Below are 17611 nucleotides of genomic sequence, written 5' to 3'. Positions count from 1 at the left end.
GAGACCTTCATGAAGCTCGGCGCCGCCATCGCGGAAATCATGAAGCGGGAGGGCATCGAGATCCTCTGCGGCTATCCGGTCAACCACCTCATCGAATATGCCGCCGCTGCCGACATCCGCCCGGTGATGGTGCGCCAGGAACGCATCGGCGTGCATATGGCGGACGCAATCTCGCGCGTGACTTCGGGGCAATCGATCGGCGCGTTCTGCATGCAGCACGGCCCCGGCGCCGAAAACGCGATGGGCGGCGTGGCGCAGTGTTACGGCGAATCCGTGCCCGTGCTGGTGCTGCCGATGGGCTATGCGCGCCGGCTCGCGAATATCGACCCGAACTTCAATTCCAGCCAGGCGATGAAGGCGTTTTCAAAATCGTCCGAGCCGATCAACATTGCCGCCGAGGTCTGCAACATCTTTCGCCGCGCCTTTACCAAGCTGAAGAACGGCCGCGGCGGGCCGGTCATCGTCGAGATCCCGGCCGACATGTGGAACGAGGAAGTGCCGGAGCCCTTGAACTACACGCCGGTGCTGCGCACCCGCTACGGCGCCGACCCGGTTCACGTAAAGGAAGCTGCGGCCCTGTTGGTCGGCGCCAAGCGCCCGGTGATCTATGCGGGCCAGGGCGTGCATTACGCCAAAGCGTGGCCGCAGCTGAGGCGGCTGGCCGAACGGCTCGCCATCCCCGTCACGACCAGCCTTGGCGGAAAGTCGTCTTTCCCCGAGACGCATCCGTTGTCGCTGGGATCGGGCGGCCTCGCCGTGCCGCGCGCGGTGCCGAAATTCCTCGGCGAGGCCGATGTCATCTTCGGCATCGGCTGCTCCTTCACCGAGACGTCGTTCGGCATCGCCATGCCGAAGGGCAAGACCATCATCCATTCGACACTCGATCCCAACCACCTCAACAAGGATGTCGAGGCCAACATCGGCCTGGTCGGCGATGCCGGGCTGGTACTCGACGCGCTGCTGGAAGAGATCGGCAAGGTCGTCAAATCGGATCGCGACGCGACGGCAGTGGCCGCCGAGATCGCCGCCTCGCACAAGGAATGGCTGGCAAAATGGATGCCGAAGCTAACGCATAACGACGCGCCGCTGAATCCCTACCGTGTGCTGTGGGACCTGCAGCACACCGTCGACATCAACAACACCATCATCACCCACGATGCCGGCAGCCCGCGCGACCAGCTGTCTCCGTTCTGGAAATCGGTCGAGCCGCTGTCCTATATCGGCTGGGGCAAGACCACACAGCTCGGCTACGGCCTCGGGCTTGCAATGGGCGCCAAACTCGCAAAGCCCGACAAGCTCTGCATCAATGTCTGGGGCGACGCCGCGATCGGCTTTACGGGCATGGATTTCGAGACCGCGGTGCGCGAGCGCATCCCGATCATGTCGATCCTGTTGAACAATTTCTCGATGGCGATCGAATTGAAGGTGATGCCGATCTCGACCGAAAAATACCGCTCGACCGACATCTCCGGCGACTACGCCGCGATGGCGCGCGCCTTCGGCGGTTATGGCGAGCGGGTGACGAAGCCCGAAGACATCATTCCCGCCATCCAGCGCGGCATTGCGAAGACCAAGGAAGGCATCCCGGTGCTGCTGGAATTCATCACCAGCAAGGAGACAGAAGTTTCGAGGCCCGGGACCTGAGGTTCAACCAATCGGCTGTCATCGATGCCGCGCGTTACGATCATCGAAACAGGGATCGTCAGTCCCAAGAACCGCGAACGGCACGGATCCTATCCGCAGATGTTCGAGCGGATGATCGCCGCTGCCGACACTTCCGTGACGTTCGACATCGTCAGCATTTCCTCCGGCGACCCGCTTCCGGATATCGCGGGGCTGGAAGCCATCCTCATCACGGGATCGCCGGCCGGCGTCTATGACGGGTTCGACTGGATCGCGCCGCTCGAGGCGTTCGTGCGCGCTGCCCACCAGAGCAAGGTGCCGATGGTCGGCGTCTGCTTCGGCCATCAATTGATCGCGCAGGCGCTGGGCGGCATCGCGCGGAAGTCGGAGAAAGGCTTTGGCCTCGGCCGGCACGTCTACGACATCGCGCCAAACAACGGGGTGATCGAGGGCACGCGTATCGCCCTCGCCTGCTCGCATCAGGATCAGGTCGTCACGCCGCCTGCTGGCGCCCAAACGATCCTGTCCTCGGATTTCACGCCGCATGCCGGATTGCTCTACGCGGGCGACACCACGCTCTCGGTGCAGGCGCATCCGGAATTCACCACAGGCTTCGCGCTGGCCTGCTGCGAGATGGTGCGCAGCAGGGGCGATGCGCCTGATAGCGTGGTGGCAGCGGCGGAAGCCTCGCTCTCCGAACCGCTGGAGAGTGCGCGATTGGGCGACGCGATCACGCGCTTCCTCACCAACGCGTCCTAGAGCCGTGCCCTACTCCGCCAACTCGGCCGGCGTCGACGGACCAGCCAGCGGCCGTTCCTCCATCAGGATGATGCACAGCGAGGCACAGGCCAACAGCGCGGTGGCGGCGCCGAACACGTAATGGAACGCGGTGATCATGTCGGCGACGGGTATCGCATTCGCCGGTCCGCGATGCTCGCCGAGCGAGATGCCGGGCCCGAGCTGCATCAGCAGGATCGCGCTGAAGGCGGCGACCATGAACGACGACATCAGCGCGCGAAAGAAATTCATCGCGCCGGTCACGGTACCGATCTGCGCGCGGCCCACGGAATTCTGCAGCGAAACCACGCTGACCGGGAATGTGGTGCCGAGCCCGAGCGCGAACAGCGAGAGGACGACCAGCAGGCCCCACAATGGCAGCGTCGTCACGCTCAGCACCAGGCCGAAGACCGTCGCCGCGGACGTGCCGGCGATGGCGACACGCTTGTAGTGCTTGGCGCGCGCCATGGTCCGTCCGGCGATCGCCGCGCCGCAGGTGGAAATCGCCGCGAGCGGGATCAGCGCAAGCCCCGCCTCGCTCGCCGTCAGATGATAGACGACCTCGTAATAGAGCGGCAAGTGCACGGTGAGTGCGGTGATGGCGCCCAGCGCGCAGCCGCCGGCCGCCATGGCGTAAGGCACCACCGTGCCGCCCAGCAGCGGCAGCGGCAAAAACGGCTCGTCGGCGTGGCGCGCGTGCCAGACGAAGGCAAGCGCCAGCGCGACGGCCCCGCCGATCATCGCCATGATCGCCGGCGACAGCCAGGCGTAGCGGTTGCCGCCCCAGCTCAACACCAGCATGACCGCGACCGCCGACGCCATCAACAGCACGCCGCCGAGCCAGTCGACCTTGCGCCGGCGGTGGAACACCGGGATCTTCGCCATCTTGGGCAGCAGCAAAAACAGCGCGCCGATGGCGAGCGGCACGTTGATCCAGAAGATCATCGACCAGTGCAGATGTTCGGCGAACACGCCGCCGAGCACCGGACCCAGCAGGCCCGCCGCCATCCAGACGCCGCTGAAATAGGCCTGATACCTGCCGCGCTCGCGCGGTGAGACCACGTCGGAGATCACGGTCTGCACCACCGGCATGATGCCGCCGCCGCCGAGCCCCTGCAGGCCGCGAGCGATGATCAGCACCGTCATGTTCGGCGCCACCGCGCAGAGGATCGAACCGGCCGTAAACAGCACCAGCGAAACCGTGATCATGACGCGGCGGCCATAGATGTCGCTGAGCGTACCGAACACCGGCGCGACCGCGGTCGACGCCAGCAAATAGGACGTGATGACCCAGGAAAGGTTGCTGACGTCGTTGAACTGGCGGCCGATGGTCGGAAGCGCGGTCGCCACGATGGTCTGGTCCAGCGCGGCCAGGAACATCGTCAGCAGCAGGCTCATCAGGATGGTGCGGACCTCGTCCGGGCTCAGCGGCGCCGGCGGCGCGAGCGGCGGCGCGTCGCTGACATCGATGACCTCGGTCGTGATGTGCGCGAGCTCGCGGCCAATATCGTCCGGCAACGTCGTCTGGTCGGCGGGCTCATGGCCCTGCCGCTGGTGCTGGTTCATGTCGGACGCAATGTTTTCTACGCGGCCAAGGCCGCCGAGATGGAATCGCCTTATGCACTGCACAATAAAGCCCGAATCGCCTTCGCGGCAGACGCCTGAGCGCATAGGTGCCTCCCGCGAGAGGGCCGTCGCGTTCTCGCAATTGAACGGAGCCAGACGTTCAGCGATTTTTCAGGTCTTCGGCCGCTTTTTCAGCCGCGCGCGCTTCGGCAACAGCGCCGGCCATTGCACGATGTGGTCCTCAAGATCCTCATCGGCGATCTCCTCCTCGGTGCCCTGCACCCGGCCGCGCACCGAAACCCCGGCTTCATGCACGGTATTGGGATCGCCTGAGATCAGCGGATGCCACCAATAGAGATCGCGCCCCTCGGCGACCAGTTTGTAGCCGCAGCTCGGCGGCAGCCAGTTCAGGGTACGAACGTTCTCAGGCGTCAGGCGGACGCAATCGGGAACCTTGTCGGAGCGGTTCGGGTAATCCTTGCAGGCGCACAGGCCGGAATCGAGCAGTTTGCAGGAGACATGGGTGAAGTAGATCTTGCCGGTATCCTCGTCTTCCAGCTTTTCCAGGCAGCATCGCGCGCAGCCATCGCACAGGCTCTCCCATTCGGCGCTGGACATTTCTTCCAACACCTTGGTTTTCCAGAAGAATCCCTCCTGGCCGGAAGCGCGTTTGGGCGGTGGGGACATGAATTGGTATGGTTTCCCGCAGGGTTTCGGCTGCAGCCCTTCTAGGGGGTCGGGCAACTGGCGCGCAAGCGGGCTGAATGCCGGCGTAAAAAGGCGGGGAACGCGTTAGGGCCGACGATCAAAATGGTGAGCGGGAGCATTGGTTTATGACCCCCGCTCGGATACAACAAATGTGAGTCCCCAAGCGTCCTAAAAGCGCCTTGGGTTTGCCGCAACATCGAACCATGACGTTCCGACAGCGCCCAGGGCGGGCGTGCGAGCGTTCGAACCGACTGCAGGTCCCGGTGCGCCAGATCCTACCTCCCGCGTGGAAGCAGAAGATCCGGAACTTCTTTCTGGATCTGGACGCGCGCATCGACTCCACGCTGTTTTCGTCGGGCAAGGGCCTGCGCGAGCTCTACGAGCGCTACTCCACCTTCATGGACCGCTTCTATGTCGGCCGCTGGAAGCGCTGGGTCTTCATCGAACCAATGTCGGAAGCCGCCACGATCGGCCTCGGCGGACTGATCCTGATGCTGGCGCTGGCGGTGCCGGCGTTTCGCGAAACCGCCGATGACGACTGGCTGAAAAAGTCCGACCTCGCCGTGTCGTTCCTCGACCGCTACGGCAATCCGATCGGCAGCCGCGGCATCAAGCACAACGACTCGATCCCGCTGGAAGACTTTCCGGACAATCTGATCAAGGCGACGCTGGCCACCGAGGACCGCCGCTTCTACGACCATTTCGGCATCGACATCGCCGGCACCGCGCGCGCGCTCGTCACCAACGCGCAGGCCGGCGGCGTGCGCCAGGGTGGTTCGTCGATCAGCCAGCAGCTCGCCAAGAACCTGTTCCTCAACAACGAGCGCACCATCGAGCGCAAAGTGAAGGAAGCGTTCCTTGCGATCTGGCTGGAAACGCGGCTCACCAAGAACGAGATCCTAAAACTCTATCTCGACCGCGCCTATATGGGCGGCGGCACCTTCGGCGTCGACGGTGCGGCGCATTTCTACTTCAACAAGTCGGCGCGCGACGTCACGCTCGCCGAGTCCGCGATGCTGGCCGGGCTGTTCAAGGCGCCGACGAAATACGCGCCCCACATCAACCTGCCGGCCGCCCGCGCCCGCGCCAACGTGGTGCTCGACAATCTCGTCGATGCCGGCTTCATGACCGAGGGCCAGGTGTTCGGCGCCCGCCGCAATCCGGCCATCGCCGTCGACCGCCGCGACGAGAACTCGCCGAACTACTATCTCGACTACGCCTTCGACGAGATGCGCAAGCTGGTCGACACGTTTCCGAAATCCTACACCGAGCGCGTCTTTGTGGTGCGCACCGCGATCGACATGACGGTGCAGCGCGCCGCCGAGGAAGCGGTCGAAAACCAGCTTCGCCAGTTCGGCCGCGACTATCACGCGACGCAGGCTTCCGTCGTGGTGTCCGACCTCGACGGCGGCGTTCGCGCCATGGTCGGCGGCCGCGACTACGGCTCCAGCCAGTTCAACCGGGCGACCGACGCCTACCGGCAGCCGGGCTCCTCGTTCAAGCCCTACGTCTACACGACCGCGCTGCTGAACGGTTACAAGCCGTCCTCCATCGTGGTCGACGGCCCGGTCTGCATCGGCAACTGGTGCCCGCAGAACTATGGCCACTCCTATTCCGGCTCGGTGACGCTGACCCAGGCGATCACCCGCTCGATCAACGTCGTGCCCGTGAAACTTTCGATCGCGCTTGGCGGCAAGTCGCCGAACCCGGCCAAGGCCGGCCGCGCCAAGATCACCGAGGTCGCGCGCAAGTTCGGCCTGACCGCGCCGCTGCCCGACACGCCGTCGATGCCGATCGGCTCCGACGAAGTCACCGTGCTCGAACACGCCGTCGCCTATGCCACCTTCCCGAACAAGGGCAAGTCGGCGAAACCGCACGCCGTGCTGGAAGTGCGCACCGGCACCGGCGACCTGGTCTGGCGCTTCGATCGCGACGGCAAGAAGCCGGTACAGGCCATCCCCGCCTCCGTCGCCGCCGACATGGCGGAAATGATGAGCCACGTCGTCACGGAAGGCACCGCGCGCCGCGCGGCGCTGGACGGCATTCCGGCCGCCGGCAAGACCGGCACCACCAACGCCTACCGCGACGCCTGGTTCGTCGGCTACACCGGCAACTTCTCCTGCGCGGTCTGGTACGGCAATGACGACTACTCGCCGACCAACCGCATGACCGGCGGCTCGCTGCCCGCGCAAACCTGGCACGACATCATGGTGGTCGCCCACCAGGGCGTCGAGGTGAAGGAAATTCCCGGCGTCGGCATGGGGCCGAAATTGCCGCCGCCCGCCCTGCCCGGCAGCGTTGCAGCCAATGGCGCGGCGCGGGTGCTGGAGACCAAGGCCGGTCCGCCGCCGGTATTGACCCGGCGCGGCGCGGACATCCTGGTGCGCGTCGAGCGGTTGCTCGACGAGGCCGGCAAGACCGCGGGCAAGACCTCGTCCATCGATCCGAAGCAATCCGGCAAGCCGGTCACGTCGGGCGCGCTGGCCTTCCCGGAGAACTATGTCGCGGCCGCCGGCGACGCACCCGCACCGGCGCAGCGGAAGAATTGAAAACCATGAACCGGCAGAACCTTGATCGAGTATCCTCGGAGCGGATGCGAGGCGTCGACGACGGTAGGCGCGACCGAAAAGTCCCGCTTCAGGTTTTGAATGAAGCCGGTTCGACCGGGGTCTGACGCCGTGACGTTTCGGAGCTTTGCGCTGTGCGGCTGATCTTCATCACCTTGCTGGCGTTGGCGCTCGCCACGGCCGTCGGCCTCGGCTCGACCTACCTGACGTCGACGCGCGGCACCGATCTCGGCACGCTGACGATCGGCGCCTGGACCGCGCGGCCCAAGAGCGGCAGTTCCGATATCGATCCCTATTCGCGCGCCGCGATCGCCCGCAGCGGCGAATTGCCGATCGGCACCGGCGACGGCATCGCCTTCTCGGCGACCACTGACGACAAGAACAAGCCGCTCGACGGGCGCTGCGACGTGGTCGTCAGCGGCGTGACGCCGGCGGCGCGGTTCTGGACGCTGACCCTGTTCGACCGCAAGGGCCACCTGGTCGCCAATTCGCTGCAGCGTTACGGCTTCACCAGCCAGGAGATCGTCCGCGGCTCCGACGGCGCATTCGAGATCCGCGTGGCGGCGCGGTCGCGGGCCGGCAACTGGCTGCCGACCGGCGGCATCGAGCGCTACGCGCTGATGCTGCGGCTCTACGATACGCCGGTGGGCGTGGCGACGCGGACCCAGCGCGACGCGCCGATGCCATCGATCACGACGGTGGGCTGCCCATGATCCGCCTCGCCCTCACCATCCTCGCGGGCGTGCTGCTGGGCGGCGTGGTGCATCTCGTCAGCGTGCTGGCGCTGCCGCGCATCGCCACCCAGGACGCCTATTCGCGGCTGACGCCGATGACGAAGGAGAACGCCGTCACGGCGCTACCCCTCGCCGAGCCGAACAACGCGCCGATGCCGTTCATGGACCCGGCATTCGCGGTCGCGGTCTGCCGCTACGATCTCTCGGCCGGTCCGCTCAAGCTGACGGTGCCGGTCAGCCAGGCCTATACGTCGGTGTCGTTCTACACCCGCAACGAGGTCGCCTATTACGCCATCAACGACCGCTCCGCCGGCCGCAAGGTGATCGAACTCGACCTGATGACGGAAGCGCAGCATTCCGAACTGCCGGAGGACGAGGAAGTCACCGCCGCCGACCGGCTGATCATCGACTCCCCGACGACGACCGGCCTGATCGTGCTGAAGGCGCTGGCGCCCGAGCCCGGCCTGATGCCGCAGGCGCAAGCTTCGCTGGCCGCCTCGAAATGCATGATCGAGACCGAACCGGTGGCGGCCAAGCAGCCCGAACCGGCCGCACCGGCGCCTGCGCCTGCGCCCGCAGCGAAGGGCAAGCGCTGAAGACGGGCTGCAGCGGGATACAGCGATCGCGCGAAGCAAAACTGCCTGCACAACCAAAGCGAGCTATGGCTAATTGCGCCCGTGGGCGAGGAGAACAGCGGGCAACAGCTCAGCCGTTCGTTGTTTTGGCCGTCGATATGGTACGGGCGCTTTCCAATATCGGGACGGCGCATCTGGGGTCGAGAGTCGGGGCGCTGCCCCTTTTGCTTGTTGGATTTTTGCTGTCGGCACCCGGCGGCTCGGCCGAACTGGCGTGAAAGGCCCCTCACCGCAATCCGTGCGCCTGATCGGCCCGTTCGAGAATCAGCCCTTCACCGTCACCGCCCGCCCGATCACCGGCTGGGCGGCAACCGGCGGATTGGCGGTTTGGGCGGCTAGTTCGCCGATCAGGCGGTCGGCGTCGGCGGCGATGTTGTCGGGGGCCTGGATCACCAGCCGCTCCAGCGCCCAGCGATAGGATGAGATCCGCCGCTCCAGGCATTGCTGCACCCATTGCACGATCAGGGTGTTCTCTTCCATCCGGGCGATCGCATCGTCTCGTTCGCGCGGCGACAGTTCCGACACCATCTTCATGCTGGCGCTGCGCTTGCGGTCGAGTTCGATGACGTGCATGGCGGAAGCGAAGAACGGCTCGAACCGCGTGATGTCGTTGCGGACGTCCTGGATCAGTTGCTGATAGCGCGAGGTGTGCGAGCGGTGCGGCTCGTCGATCAGCGTGCGCCCGTACAAAGTGCGGTCAAACACCACCTTCTGCCGCCATGGCGAGGGCAGCGGCTGGTAATCGCCGAACACGCTCTTCCAGGCGGGGCGCGAATGCGGCGGTTCGATCAGGGGATAGGCGAGATCGCGGAGCTGGCGCTCGTTTTCGGTGAGCTGAAAATGCGAGGGCTTGAAGCCGACGCTTCCCGTCACCTCGGCGCCGAGCCAGCGGTGCATGTCGTCGTTGCGCATGTCGCCGCGGGTGCGGCCGAAATCGCCGCCGCTGCAGCCGCCGAGCGCCGCAGCCAGCAGCATCAGGGCCGGGAGCGACCGAAGCCATACGGTCCGGATCGGGAGGCACGGCCCCGGCATCTGCAAAATTCCGCGGTTCAGGGGCGCCGACGCCGACGGCGACCGGGTGCGGCCCCCTCTTCCGGTCCGCGCCCGTCGCCGGTTTCGCCGGCGGGACGTTCGATGCGGACAACGGGAAGGATCAACACGGTTCCCAGGCCATCGCGTGAAGCGCCATCCATGGTTGGGCCCGGCCGCCGCGAAGCCGCATCCGCCGGAAATTCAATGATGGTGCCCATAATCCGTTCTCTCTCACTGCCGCACGAACACGCTCTGGCCGCCGACACGCCGATATTCAGAACAGAACGTGGTTAACGGCATCTTAATTTGCGCGGGTGGTACAGTTACGGGGGAGACAGCCGGCCCGCCCGCTGCACGCAAAAACCGGGCATTTTACCGGATTTCTTCACGAAGCGTTTTGCTTAACCAAGTCTTAAAGGGCCGTGCGTAGGCTGACCTCAGGGATTTTCCAAAGTCGCGTACACCTGACATGACCGCAGCTGCAGTGTTTCCAGGATTCGACGGGCTGATGTCGCTCTCGCGCCGCGAGGGCGTCGACATCAGGCCCACCTTGCTGCGCGTGCTGACCGACCTTTATGTCCAGACCGACGCGCACTCCGCCGACGAGGAACGGCATTTCGTCGAACTGACGTCCCGCCTGATCGACCAGGTCGACGACGCGACCCGCGCCGCGGTGCGGGCGCGGCTGGCAATCTATCCGGCAACGCCACCCGAGATCATGGACAAGCTCGGGCTACGGCGCGCGTCCCTCGGCGACATCCTGCCGGTTGCGGCGGCGATTGCGACCGCCCCCGCCAGCGAACCGGCGGTCAAGGTGCCAACAGAGGCCCAGTTGCGCCTGGCGTCCACGCTGGCGATGCGGCCCAACGATGCCGCCGAACTCAGCGACATGTTCTTCGCGGCGGCGGCCAGCGAGCGCGCACTGATCCTGCACAACCTCGAGAATACGCCGCTGAAAGCCTCGCCGCGCATTCCCGCCGCCCGCGCCGCACGCGCGCTTCATATCCTGGAGATGGCGGCGTTCGCCGAGGACACCGCCAATTTCGCGCTTGAACTGGGCGAGGCCCTGATCCTGACCCAGCGGATCGCCGAACAGGTCGTGCACGACCCCGGCGGTGAGCCGCTCGCCTGCGCGGCGCGGGCGCTCGACATGCCGAGCGCGATCTTCCAGCGCGTGCTGCTGTTCCTCAATCCCGAGTTCGGCTCATCCGTACACAATGTTTATCGGCTGTCGCGGCTGTACGACCGCCTGAGCGAGCGATCCGCGCTGGTGATGCTGGCGGCGTGGCGCGGCTCGACCATGGCGGTCACCCGCGCCAAATACCGCGCCGGCCTCTATGACGACGAACGCCATCGCGCGCGCGCGGCGGCCGTTCAGGGCCGCCCCACCGTGCAGCCGGGAAGCGCGCCGACGGTGCGCACCGGCACCGACGGCTCGAAGCGTTAAGTCAGGCCTTCGCCAGATCCAGAAAATGCCGCCCGGCCCGGTCCTCGGTCTCGACGATCCAGGCGTCGGGATCGAACCGCAGTTCCTTGGCGAGACGTTCTTCCACGGATGATTCGGGTATCGGCTGCGGCGAAGTCGGGACAAAGAAGCGCTCGGCCGGACGGCTGTCGTCATAGACGGTCTGCGGCGCGGGAGCAAAAAGGATGGCGCTGCCGTCGAGCAGCGCCACCTTGACGAACACCGCCCCCGCCTCCTCCGCCCCGCGCTTGCGCACGGCGCCGAAGACGCCCTCGGTCTGGCAGCGGCGCAGGTAGGCGGCGACCCAGATGCTTGATTTCAATCGCATGGGATTGACGATAGGCCAGCGTCACAGGCGAGGCTAGAGGTGCCGGCGCGAAAGCCGGCCGGATTCAGACCGCCATCCGCAATGCAATGAGCACCGCAAGACACAGGGTCGCGAGCACCCCTGTCAGATAGCCGATCATTCGCTGGGGCTGAAGCGCCCTGACCTGGGCATAACCCTGGAACAGCCGCGCCATCACATAGAGGGACGAGACACCAAGCAGCGGAACCGGCGGGCCGCCGATCAGCGCATGGATCACCGCCAGGGCCAGAAAATACGGCGCATTCTCGCCTTCGTTGCGCAGAGCGCCGGCAGCGCGAACAGCCAAATCCGGTTCACTCTGCGGCGCGAGTCCCAGCAGCCTCGCATCCTCAGGCCGGCTGAAACTGCGGGCTCGATAGCGCGCCGCGACCTGAATATACGACAGAATCAGACCTTTGAGAAACAGCGCCGCCGCCGTAGCCGCGACAATGCACACCGAACCTGCGTCAATCATCGGCGAGCCCCTGTCACCACCGGTCGCTTCGGCGCCCCAATTCCGTTTCGACCAGGCTGCCGAGCCTTCATTCACCTCGCTGCGCGAGCTGGAACATGTCCTTGAAAACCGGCACCTGGGCCATCTGCTTCTTGCCGCCTTCAGATTCGAAACGACGGATCCGATCCTGGATTTCGACGGCCACGTCCTGCGGACGCCGTTCCGGAAACGGCGGCGCTGGATAATACTCGATGCCGAGCTGCAGCGTCTTCGCGACCTGCTCGCCGGCGATCAACCACGCCAGAAACAGACCTGCATCGATACTCGCGGAAACGCCTGCACCTGTCACGTACTTGCCGTCGCGGTGATAGCGCTCGGCGACGAACTCCGTCCCATAGGCTCTCAGCCGATCCTGATAGAACCAGTTGGTGGTTGCCTTCAGGCCCTTGAGCAGTCCGGCTGCGGCAAGCAGACCGACGCCATTGCAGATGCCGACCGTCCAGGTCGAGGTCTTGTCGAGCCGGCGGATCGTATCGAGAAAGATTTCGTCCGTCTCGAGTGCGAACGCGCCCGGACCGCCGGGAACGTACAGGATGTCCGTGGCCGTCACTTCCGAAAATTCGCGAAAAGCCGCCAGGCCGAGACATCGCGTGTCGGCGGCAATGACGCCGCGACGCGACGCGACGAACTCCGTCTCCATACCGGGAAGCCGGGCGAGGATCTCATAGCCGCCGACGGCATCGAGGGTCGTCAGCCCGTCATAGATCAGGATCGAAAGCCGCATCGTCGTCTCTCCAAGGCAGGGAAATCGGCAAGTGAGCATTGAGCCCAGGCTATCCGCGGATCGTCTTGTCAGGAATGACAATGAACTGCTATTTTCTGACAATGCCGAAATCGCTGACCATGGCCCTGCTCGCCTATGACGGCTTCCAGCTTCTGGACGTGACCGGCCCTGTCGCCGTGTTCGCCGCCGCCAACCACGCGCTCAAACGCAACGCCTACAGGGTCGAGGTGCTGTCCCCCGCGGGCGGCGCAGTCGCAAGCGATTGCGGCCTTGCGGTGCAGACCCGCGCAATCGCACGCCTGCCTGATGGCAAGATCGACACATTGCTGATCGCCGGCGCGGAAGAGGCCGCGCTGCGCGCCGTCATTGCCAATACGGCGGTTCGCCGCTGGGTTCCGCGCCGGGCTGCACATGCAAGACGCGTCGGCTCGGTATGTTCAGGCACATTCGTTCTGGCCGCGCTGGGATTGATCAACGGGCGGCGGGTGGCAACACACTGGGAGGCGTGTAACGCGCTGACGGCGCTGTATCCCGGCATTACGGTAGATCCCGAAGCCCTGTACGTCGTCGACGGCAAGATCTGGACCTCCGCCGGTGTCACCACGGGAATCGACATGGCGCTTGCGATGGTCGAAGCCGATTGCGGGGCCGAGGTCGCCAATGCCGTTGCCCGGCGCCTGGTGCTCTATGCGCGGCGGCCGGGCTATCAGTCGCAGTTCAGTCCGCTGTTGAATGCCCGCATCCAGGCCGAGAGCCCGTTCGCGGACCTGATCGACTGGATGCAGAACAATCTCGATCGGCCGCTGGATGTGCCGACCCTTGCCGCGCGCGCGGGCCTCGGCGAGCGCAATTTCTATCGACGCTTTCTCGCTGCCACCGGCAGTTCGCCGGCGCATTTCGTCGAAGCGCTCCGCCTGGAAGCCGCACGCACGCTCGTAGACGGCGACTTGCCGCTCAAGGGTGTCGCTGCGAAGGTCGGGCTGACCCCGATCCGGCTCAACAATGCTTTTGAAAGGCGATTTGGCGTCGCGCCAAGACTGTTCCGTGCCATGCACCGGACCGGGCGAACGCCATCGCCTAATCGATCGGGTGGCCGATCATCGCCGTGAGTTCCTTGACCAGCCGGTCGGACATCTGGCCGGTCACCGGGAGCTTGCGGTCGCGCTCGAATTTCGTAATCGCGGCCTGGGTGTCCGAACCGACCGCGCCGGTCGGCTTCAATTGGCCGTAGCCGTATTGCGTGAGCGCACGCTGCACCGCCGCCACGCGGCGCGCGCCGGCGCTTTGCGCGTTAGCCGGAACCGGCGCAGCCGGCCGCGCCGCACTGGCGGACAGAGCCGCTTGTGAACCGGGGCTTCTGGGATCCGCGTTTTTGGAATCGCCCTTGGGATCGACGCCCCTCGCCTCCACCGGTCCGATTACAGGCGGCTCAGTAACGAGTTCGACCGGCCGCGGGCGCGGCAGCGGGCTCACGGCGGCAGTTTGCGCCGGCAGCGTCACCACGGAACCGAACATCGGCGAAGGATGGCGTCCGGCCTGCAGAAACAACGCATTGGCGACGATGGCGCAAATCGCAGCGGCTGCCAGCAGGCCCGCAACCATGTCTTTCGGGCTGTGCAGGAACATGCGCACCATCAGGCCGCGCTCCCGCTCCACCTCGATCGCAGCCGCCTTGGCGCCGCGACGGCGCCGTCGCGGTGGTTCCTCATCGTCGTCGATACGCCTAGGCACTCTTCTTCACCTGATGGACTTGATCCTGCGATCCGGCGCGCGGCGCCGGCTTCAAGGTTGCCACGTTGTTTGAAGAAGCCAGCGACGGCGTAAAGTCAAGCGGCAAGGCAACCGTGACCGTAGTTCCCTCGCCGACTGTGCTCCGCACGCTCATCTCGCCATCGTGCAATCCGACCAGGCCCTTCACGATCGACAGGCCGAGGCCGGTGCCTTCGTGCTTGCGCTGATAGGTCTTGCCGGCCTGGAAGAACGGATCGCCGATCCGCGTGAGATCCTCGGCGTCGATCCCGATCCCGGTGTCGGTGACGACGAGCATCAGCCGCGGTCCCTCGACGGTGGCGGAAACCGTGACGCTGCCGCCGCGCTCGGTGAACTTGATGGCGTTGGCGACGAGATTGAGCGCGATCTGCTTGAACGCGCGCGGATCGCCGTTCATCACGGGCAAATCTTCCGCCGCGCGCGTGATCAGATCGACGCCGTTGTCGCGCGCCTTCAGCGCCAGCAGATTGCAGCAGTGCAACAGCGCCGTGCGCGGCGCGAACGGCTCCGGCGCGATTTCGAAATTGCCGGTTTCCATCTTGGAGATGTCGAGGATGCCGTTGACGACAGACAACAGATGCTGGCCGGAATCGTTGATCAGTTGCGCGTATTCCTTGCGGCGCGCGGCGTCGAGCATCATCGCTTCTTCGTGCACGATCATCTCGGAGAAGCCGATGATGGCGTTCAACGGCGTGCGCAGTTCGTGGCTCATGGTGGCCAGGAAGCGGGTCTTGGATGCGTCCGCCTGCTCGGCGGCGGTGCGCGCCAGTTCGAGCGCCTGCTCCTGGAGCTTGCGGTCGGTGACGTCGCGCATCACGGCAACGACATCGGCCTCGCTTGACGCCTGCTCCAGCGGACGGCAACGCATCTCGACCCAGATGAAGTCGGCGGAAATGTTCTGGCCGCGAACCGCGTCCCGGCGCAGCCGGAATTCGACGCGCTGCTCGCTGCCGCGCGCGGCATCCGACAGCGCCGTGAGATAGGCCGGCCGATCGGCGACATGAACGCGGTCGAACAGGCCGTGGCCAGTGAGCCGTGCGCCCGGCGTGCCGAGCATGGCTTCCGCCGCCGGTGAAATGAACTCCACGGCGCCGTTGCGGTTGTGACGCGAGATCACGTCGCTCATGTTTCCCGCGAGCAGGCGATAACGGTCTTCCTCGAGATAAAGCAGCGACACGGAAGTCCGCGCCAGCGACTCGGCGCTGATGGCCAGTCCCGACGCATAGAGCGTAGCGGACGCCACGCCGGCTGCCATCAACACGCTGTGCAGCGCCACGTTCGACTCCGACGCCGGCAGGAACTGAAAGTGCCCGAGCGCGATCAACACGGCCGCGCATGACAGTGCAAGCGTCGAAGCGAACACGACGACGCGGCGCGAGGCCGACAGCGCCGCTTCCAGGGGAACGACGATGAGCCAGACCGCGGCAAATGACTCGATACCGCCGGTGGTGACGGCAACCATCATCACGAGCACCGCCAGCGCCAGCGCGGAAAGAATATGCGCGCCTTCGTAACGGCCGGTGCGCGACAGGAACCAGGACAAGAGAATGGGAGCGATCAGCCAGGCAAAGGCCGCGACCTCGATGCCGGTGGGCGCTCCGCGCATCGCCAGGTAAATCGGAAAAGCCGCGAGCGCCACCAGGCTGCCAACCAGCCGCGGCGCCATGAATGCACGATGGCGCGCGCGCATCAGCGCATCATATCGTGCCGAGGGATGCAGCAACGCATCGAAACAATCGCGGATGATACTCAAAACAATCACTGCTTTCGCGCTTCGGCTTGTTCGTCAGACAGACGCGCCGGAACGCCCCCATTATCCTTAAGGCCACCGTGTCAGAGCGAACTTAAGCGAACACTAAGGCGCGGTGGATGGCCGGCGAACACCGGCCATTCGCCGGGGTTTCACGCCCCCGCATGACGCTCATTCGGCGCGGATGGTGAACGACTGGTTTAGACCCGTGCCGATCTATGGTTTCGAAATGATGGATGCGACGATGGTCGCAAGCTTCTGCGTCACTATGGTCGTCAATCGAAAATTTACGCCGAATCAAACCATTCGAGCTCTCGGAAAATTTCCGGCGATTTTACCTCAATACAAACACTTTCGATTTATCGACAACTGTTAGTCAGGAATAAAGCGGGCGGGCTCAAACCGCCCCGCAACGAAAAGAGACGACCGGGGTCGCGACATGTTTTTTCTGTTTCGTATGGCATTCTGGCTCGGGCTCGTGCTCGTGCTGTTGCCGAGGGATCCGACGCCTGAATCCGAAAAGGCGCCGCAGATCGGTGCAAGCGAAGCCATATCCGCGGCGAGCGCCGCAGCTTCCGACATGGGCCAGTTCTGCAAGCGGCAGCCGGCGGCCTGCGAGGTCGGCGGCCAGGCCGCGACGGCGATCGGCCAGCGCGCCCAGGATGGCGCCCGCAAGATCTACAAGATCATCACCGACAAGAAGCCCGAACAACCCGGCGTCCAACCCAGCGTGCCCGGGAAAAAGCCCGACCACACCGGTTCAATCGACCCCGAGTCTGCCGTTGCAGCCGCTTCCTTCGGCGCCGCCGCGCTGACGGAGGAAGATATGGCGATTGAATGGCACCTGCCGCGGCCGGCTTCAAATTAGGCGCGGAACCGGATCCAATTCCGTCGCTTTCGGCCGGGGCACATCCTATATAAGCGCTTTGGGATTGGACGCGGGCCACGATGACCATCGACGAGATCAGGGACAATTTCGAGCTGCTGGAAGAATGGGACGACCGCTACCGGTACGTCATCGAACTCGGCCGCACGCTCGCGCCGATGCCCGAGGCCGAGCATTCCGCAGAGAACAAGGTCAATGGCTGCGTCAGCCAGGTCTGGCTGTCGAGGCAGATCGACCGCAACAGCGACGGCGAACCGCGGCTGAAATATCTCGGTGACAGCGACGCCCACATCGTGCGCGGCCTGATCGCGATCCTGCTGACGCTCTATTCCGACCGCACGCCGCAGCAAATCCTGACGACGGACGCGCTCGCGGTATTCGACGAATTCGGCTTTCGCGACCACCTGACGCCGCAGCGCTCCAATGGCCTCCGCTCCATGGTCGAGCGCATTCGCGCCGATGCGCGCGAGGCGCTGGCCGCGGCGTCGTAACCGCTGTCATTGCAAACTGTCGG

At 65.2% G+C, this 17611-nt stretch carries 19 protein-coding genes; 10 read left to right on the top strand and 9 right to left on the bottom strand.

Features of this window, described 5'->3' with window-relative positions:
* The first annotated feature begins 9 nt into the window (after window positions 1–9).
* Complete coding sequence (locus QUH67_RS12390) at window positions 10–1644, top strand: thiamine pyrophosphate-requiring protein (RefSeq protein WP_300946977.1); 1635 nt, start codon at window positions 10–12, stop codon at window positions 1642–1644.
* A gap of 24 nt (window positions 1645–1668) precedes the next feature.
* Window positions 1669–2382, top strand: a complete 714-nt coding sequence (locus tag QUH67_RS12385) for a type 1 glutamine amidotransferase (RefSeq protein ID WP_300946976.1) — start codon at window positions 1669–1671, stop codon at window positions 2380–2382.
* A 9-nt stretch (window positions 2383–2391) separates the two neighbouring features.
* Here the strand turns inward: QUH67_RS12385 and QUH67_RS12380 are convergent, their stop codons facing one another.
* Window positions 2392–3966 carry an MDR family MFS transporter gene (locus QUH67_RS12380; protein ID WP_300946975.1) on the bottom strand — a complete coding sequence of 525 codons (1575 nt, stop codon included), beginning with the start codon at window positions 3964–3966 and terminating at the stop codon, window positions 2392–2394.
* On the opposite strand from QUH67_RS12380, the gene QUH67_RS12375 reads away from it, so the two are divergent.
* Window positions 3940–4065: a hypothetical protein gene (locus QUH67_RS12375; protein ID WP_300946974.1), complete on the top strand. Its 126-nt coding sequence runs from the start codon at window positions 3940–3942 to the stop codon at window positions 4063–4065. The genes QUH67_RS12380 and QUH67_RS12375 overlap by 27 nt on opposite strands.
* Window positions 4066–4137: 72 nt before the next feature.
* Here the strand turns inward: QUH67_RS12375 and QUH67_RS12370 are convergent, their stop codons facing one another.
* Window positions 4138–4653, bottom strand: a complete 516-nt coding sequence (locus tag QUH67_RS12370; protein ID WP_300946973.1) for a YcgN family cysteine cluster protein — start codon at window positions 4651–4653, stop codon at window positions 4138–4140.
* A gap of 284 nt (window positions 4654–4937) precedes the next feature.
* Between QUH67_RS12370 and QUH67_RS12365 the strand changes: the two genes are divergently transcribed.
* The 3 genes from QUH67_RS12365 (at window position 4938) to QUH67_RS12355 (ending at window position 8571) form a co-directional block, all read left to right on the top strand.
* Window positions 4938–7223 (top strand): transglycosylase domain-containing protein, encoded by a 2286-nt coding sequence (locus tag QUH67_RS12365; protein ID WP_300946972.1) that lies wholly within the window; start codon window positions 4938–4940, stop codon window positions 7221–7223.
* A gap of 152 nt (window positions 7224–7375) precedes the next feature.
* On the top strand, window positions 7376–7954 hold the full coding sequence (locus QUH67_RS12360) for a DUF1214 domain-containing protein (protein ID WP_300946971.1): 579 nt from the start codon (window positions 7376–7378) through the stop codon (window positions 7952–7954).
* On the top strand, window positions 7951–8571 hold the full coding sequence (locus tag QUH67_RS12355) for a DUF1254 domain-containing protein (RefSeq protein ID WP_300946970.1): 621 nt from the start codon (window positions 7951–7953) through the stop codon (window positions 8569–8571). The genes QUH67_RS12360 and QUH67_RS12355 overlap by 4 nt, the downstream gene beginning before the upstream one ends.
* A 303-nt stretch (window positions 8572–8874) precedes the next feature.
* Here QUH67_RS12355 and QUH67_RS12350 read toward each other — a convergent pair whose 3' ends face one another.
* A complete protein-coding gene (locus QUH67_RS12350) occupies window positions 8875–9585 on the bottom strand; it encodes a hypothetical protein (RefSeq protein ID WP_407080456.1) in 711 nt (236 codons plus the stop codon).
* A gap of 74 nt (window positions 9586–9659) precedes the next feature.
* Window positions 9660–9860, bottom strand: coding sequence for a hypothetical protein (locus tag QUH67_RS12345; RefSeq protein WP_300946968.1), 201 nt, complete (start codon window positions 9858–9860; stop codon window positions 9660–9662).
* A gap of 251 nt (window positions 9861–10111) precedes the next feature.
* On the opposite strand from QUH67_RS12345, the gene QUH67_RS12340 reads away from it, so the two are divergent.
* Window positions 10112–11089 (top strand): DUF2336 domain-containing protein, encoded by a 978-nt coding sequence (locus QUH67_RS12340; protein WP_300946967.1) that lies wholly within the window; start codon window positions 10112–10114, stop codon window positions 11087–11089.
* 1 nt (window position 11090) lies between these two features.
* Here the strand turns inward: QUH67_RS12340 and QUH67_RS12335 are convergent, their stop codons facing one another.
* The 3 genes from QUH67_RS12335 to QUH67_RS12325 form a co-directional block, all read right to left on the bottom strand.
* Window positions 11091–11435 (bottom strand): DUF1491 family protein, encoded by a 345-nt coding sequence (locus tag QUH67_RS12335; RefSeq protein WP_300946966.1) that lies wholly within the window; start codon window positions 11433–11435, stop codon window positions 11091–11093.
* Window positions 11436–11499: 64 nt separating this feature from the next.
* Window positions 11500–11928: an MAPEG family protein gene (locus tag QUH67_RS12330; RefSeq protein WP_300946965.1), complete on the bottom strand. Its 429-nt coding sequence runs from the start codon at window positions 11926–11928 to the stop codon at window positions 11500–11502.
* Between the two features lie 67 nt (window positions 11929–11995).
* Window positions 11996–12691, bottom strand: a complete 696-nt coding sequence (locus QUH67_RS12325; protein WP_300946964.1) for a DJ-1/PfpI family protein — start codon at window positions 12689–12691, stop codon at window positions 11996–11998.
* A gap of 80 nt (window positions 12692–12771) precedes the next feature.
* Between QUH67_RS12325 and QUH67_RS12320 the strand changes: the two genes are divergently transcribed.
* Window positions 12772–13800, top strand: coding sequence for a GlxA family transcriptional regulator (locus tag QUH67_RS12320; protein ID WP_300946963.1), 1029 nt, complete (start codon window positions 12772–12774; stop codon window positions 13798–13800).
* On the opposite strand, the gene QUH67_RS12315 is transcribed toward QUH67_RS12320, so the two are convergent.
* Together QUH67_RS12315 and QUH67_RS12310 are read right to left on the bottom strand one after the other, a co-directional pair.
* The gene (locus QUH67_RS12315) at window positions 13769–14422 is read right to left on the bottom strand and encodes a peptidoglycan-binding domain-containing protein (RefSeq protein ID WP_300946962.1); all 654 of its coding nucleotides are present in this window, start codon (window positions 14420–14422) and stop codon (window positions 13769–13771) included. The two genes, QUH67_RS12320 and QUH67_RS12315, sit on opposite strands and share 32 nt — an antisense overlap.
* Window positions 14415–16214 (bottom strand): ATP-binding protein, encoded by a 1800-nt coding sequence (locus tag QUH67_RS12310; protein ID WP_455423968.1) that lies wholly within the window; start codon window positions 16212–16214, stop codon window positions 14415–14417. Before QUH67_RS12310 ends, QUH67_RS12315 begins: the two co-directional genes overlap by 8 nt.
* Window positions 16215–16650: 436 nt before the next feature.
* Here QUH67_RS12310 and QUH67_RS12305 point away from each other — a divergent pair, with 436 nt between their 5' ends.
* Window positions 16651–17079, top strand: coding sequence for a DUF5330 domain-containing protein (locus QUH67_RS12305; RefSeq protein ID WP_300946960.1), 429 nt, complete (start codon window positions 16651–16653; stop codon window positions 17077–17079).
* A gap of 80 nt (window positions 17080–17159) precedes the next feature.
* A complete protein-coding gene (locus QUH67_RS12300) occupies window positions 17160–17588 on the top strand; it encodes a SufE family protein (protein WP_300946959.1) in 429 nt (142 codons plus the stop codon).
* Window positions 17589–17611: the final 23 nt, after the last annotated feature.

The sequence above is a fragment of the Bradyrhizobium roseum genome (genome assembly GCF_030413175.1).
GTDB classification, from domain to species: Bacteria; Pseudomonadota; Alphaproteobacteria; order Rhizobiales; family Xanthobacteraceae; genus Bradyrhizobium; species Bradyrhizobium roseum.
Note: the sequence above shows the minus strand (reverse complement) of the source record. Positions and strands in the feature narration are given on the sequence as shown.